Here is a 3,439-nt window from a genome sequence, read left to right as displayed (position 1 = left end):
CCGGCATCTTTCAAAATGGCCAGTGCGTTGTCTTGCTCACTGGCAGGCACGGCGACGATCATGCCTACACCACAGTTAAAGGTGCGGTACATTTCGTAGGCTTCTACGTTGCCTTTTTGCTGCAACCACTGGAATACCGGTGGGAATGTCCAGGCGCTGGTGTCGATAACAGCCTTGCAGTCGTCCGGCAGTACGCGGGGGATATTTTCCTGCAGGCCGCCACCGGTAATGTGAGACATGGCGTTGACCTGAGATTCCTTGATCAGGCGCAGCAAAGATTTGACGTAAATACGGGTGGGCTCGATCAGAGCCTTGCCAAGAGGCTTGTCACCGACGGTTTCGTTCAGGTCTGCACCGCTGACTTCAATGATTTTGCGCACCAGAGAGTAGCCATTGGAATGAGGGCCGCTGGACGTCAGTCCGATCAGTACATCACCTTCGGCGACTTTACTGCCGTCGATCAGTTCGGATTTTTCGGCGATACCGACGCAGAAGCCGGCCAGGTCGTAATCATCGCCGTCGTACATGCCGGGCATTTCGGCGGTTTCGCCGCCAACCAGTGCGCAGCCCGCCAGTTCGCAACCATCACCGATGCCGGAAACCACATCTGCGGCGACGTCAACGTTAAGCTTGCCTGTGGCGTAGTAATCGAGGAAGAACAGAGGCTCGGCACCCGCGACCACCAGATCGTTAACGCACATGGCGACCAGATCGATACCAATAGTATCGTGCAGGTTAAGGTCCATGGCCAGACGCAGTTTGGTGCCAACACCGTCGGTACCGGACACCAATACAGGCTCTTTGTAGCCTGTTGGCAATTCAAACAGGGCGCCAAAACCGCCCAATCCTGCCATCACACCGGGGCGGCGAGTGCGTTTGGCCACTCCTTTGATGCGCTCAACCAAGGCATTGCCAGCATCAATATCTACGCCAGCGTCTTTATAACTCAAGGATGGGGTCTGTTTATCGCTCATGGAGGGCAGGGCTCGTCGGTCAAAGGGTGAATCAGAAAGGTTGGACTTGAAAGGCGCGTATTCTACCAGCTTATGGCGTGGGCTGTTAGGGCTTTACAGAGGGAAAAATCCCGTGAATCCTCATTTTTTACAAACGAATCGGGGCGCTTCTGGTCGGCGCTGGTTCTCAAAGGCATAATAGCGGCTGTTTCAACAATGGCCATACGTCGAATCATTCATTTAAGGGCTACAATCAAACCGTACTGTGAAGGCAATGCGACGGAGATTGGAGTCGGTTGATGGTTCAGTGAGTAACAGCCTGTAAGGAGTAGTCAGTTTGCAGCGATTGGTTGGGTGGTTTGTCGGAGTGTGTGTGTCAGTGTTGGCGATGCCAGGGCACGCTGAATTGGTGCGCAACCTCTATCAGCAGAGTGAACTGGTTGTGAGTCAGGGAGATGAAGAGCGGCGTCAGGCCACATCGGAAGCCCTGGCTTCGGTACTGGTTCGTGTCACTGGTCAGCCGCAAGCGCTGAATTCTCCGGTGGTGAAGGCGGCTTTGGCCAAGCCAGATGGCTATATGGAAGCCTTCCGGTATGAGTCCGGTAGTGAAACGCTGGAGCGTGACGGTGAGGAAGTGCCTGCGACGACGGTGGTGCTGAACTTCTCACAGGTGAGCGTGGAAAACCTGTTGCGTCAGGCGGGGTTGCCTTTGTGGCCTGCGAATCGCCCGTCTGTGCTGGTGTGGCTGGTGAAGGACGATTTGCAGGCGGGGCGTGAAATGGTGTCGCTGCAAGAAAACCCGGAGCTGTTTGACGTGGTGGAGTCTGAGGCTAAAGAGCGCGGCCTGCCGGTGGTGTTGCCGTTGATGGATCTGGAAGATCAGGTCTCACTCAACGCCAATGACCTGTGGAGTCTGGATCAAGGCGCGATCACCGAAGCCTCTACTCGCTACAAACCTGATGCGATTCTGGTTGGGCGCTACAGTCAAACCTCTTCGGGACGCTGGATTTCGGCCTGGACCCTGTTGCACAAGCAAAGTCGGCAGGTGTTTGACAGTGAGGGCCAATCCGACACGGTGTTGTTGAAAGAGGCTGTCAACTCGACCAGCGATTATCTCGCTGACATCTATGGCATCCGAAACCGTGGCGTCACCTCCGAATCGGTGGTGATGGACATTCAGCAGGTGGGTGAGTTTTCGCAATATGTGCAACTGCTGTCGTATCTGGAGGGCCTGGCGGTGGTGCGTGAGCTGAATTTGCTGGCTATCGAGGGCTCTCAATTGAAAGTGGCTTTATTTATGGAGGGTGATATTTCCCAGTTGAAAGGCGCGCTGGATCTGGATCGCCGTTTGACGCCGATGCCACTGACTGGCGGAGGTCCTGTCAATATGCCGCAAACCCTCGAGCCTCAGGGTTCTGAGTTGAATCCATTGCGTTACAGTTGGTCTGGTTGACCCTCAACCATCGGGTGGCGGAAGCAACTTCCGCCGCTGTGTGGCTTCTGGCCGGTAGGTCTTCTGAAAAACCGGTGCCATCTGTTAGACTAGCGTCTCTTTGACAGACTTACCCTGATCTCCTCATGAATCACCCCGTGTCACCCTCATCTCCTCGTCAGCTCTCTTTAGGTGTTCAGCTTAAGGATGATGCGACCTTTGAGAATTTTTACGCCATCGACGGCCATCTTAACAAGCAGGTGGTGATGGGGTTGCAGCAGCAGTTGCAGCCCTTCGGTGAGCAATTTATTTATTTGTCGGGAAGCGAAGGGGTCGGTCTCAGCCATTTATTGCAGGCAGCTTGCCACTTTGCCGGCGAGCAGGGCCGGTCTGCCCAGTATTTACCCTTGGAAGAGCTGGTGGATGCCGCACCTTCAGAGTTGCTGGACGGGTTGGAGAACCTTGATTTGGTGTGTCTGGATGGCTTGCACTGGGTGGTTGGTCGTCCGGAGTGGGAACGCGCGCTGTTTGTGTTTTTCAATGTGATGCGGGATACCGGACGGCGTGTGGTTATGGCCGCAACACAGAGCCCGAGAGAATTGAAGGTGGGTCTACCAGATCTGCAATCCCGTTTGAATTGGGGGTTGGTATTTCAGGTGCAGCCGCTGGACGATGAATCAAAGCGCAAGGCTTTGCAGATGCGCGCCAGAGCGCGGGGTATCGAATTAACGGATGAGGTGGCGCAATACATTTTGCATCGCGCGCCTCGCTCCACTCACGACCTGTTTAAAACCCTGCATCGACTGGATGATGCGTCGCTGGCAGAGCAGCGACGTTTGACCATTCCTTTTGTGAAGCAGACCCTGGGGTTTTAGGGGAGACTACAAGTTTCAAGGCGCTCCTTAAGATGCTCCTTAAGGAACTCCTTAAGGAGCTACGCAGTCCAGACAGTGGGCGTAAACCGCTCGTGAACCGCCGCCATTGATTAATTGAACCAGTGGCTCCAGCTGTTTCTGTGCCGATTGCAGAATGGCCATTGCCGGCGACTGAAACA

The 3,439-nt window shown here is 54.8% G+C and carries 3 protein-coding genes; 2 read left to right on the top strand and 1 reads right to left on the bottom strand.

The genetic code is table 11. The features are described from left to right. On the bottom strand, positions 1 to 974 hold a 974-nt coding region (gene purM, locus ACTG33_RS16750), incomplete at its 3' end, for a phosphoribosylformylglycinamidine cyclo-ligase (protein ID WP_439136356.1). A 316-nt stretch (positions 975 to 1,290) separates the two neighbouring features. On the opposite strand from purM, the gene ACTG33_RS16745 reads away from it, so the two are divergent. Next, entirely contained in the window at positions 1,291 to 2,406 is a 1,116-nt protein-coding gene (locus tag ACTG33_RS16745) for a DUF2066 domain-containing protein (RefSeq protein WP_439136355.1), read from the top strand. 137 nt (positions 2,407 to 2,543) lie between these two features. Continuing rightward, positions 2,544 to 3,260: a DnaA regulatory inactivator Hda gene (hda, locus tag ACTG33_RS16740; protein ID WP_439136354.1), complete on the top strand. Its 717-nt coding sequence runs from the start codon at positions 2,544 to 2,546 to the stop codon at positions 3,258 to 3,260. Positions 3,261 to 3,439 lie beyond the last annotated feature (179 nt).

This window comes from Pseudomaricurvus sp. (genome assembly GCF_965662505.1).
Taxonomy (GTDB): Bacteria; Pseudomonadota; Gammaproteobacteria; order Pseudomonadales; family Cellvibrionaceae; genus Pseudomaricurvus.
Note: the sequence above shows the minus strand (reverse complement) of the source record. Positions and strands in the feature narration are given on the sequence as shown.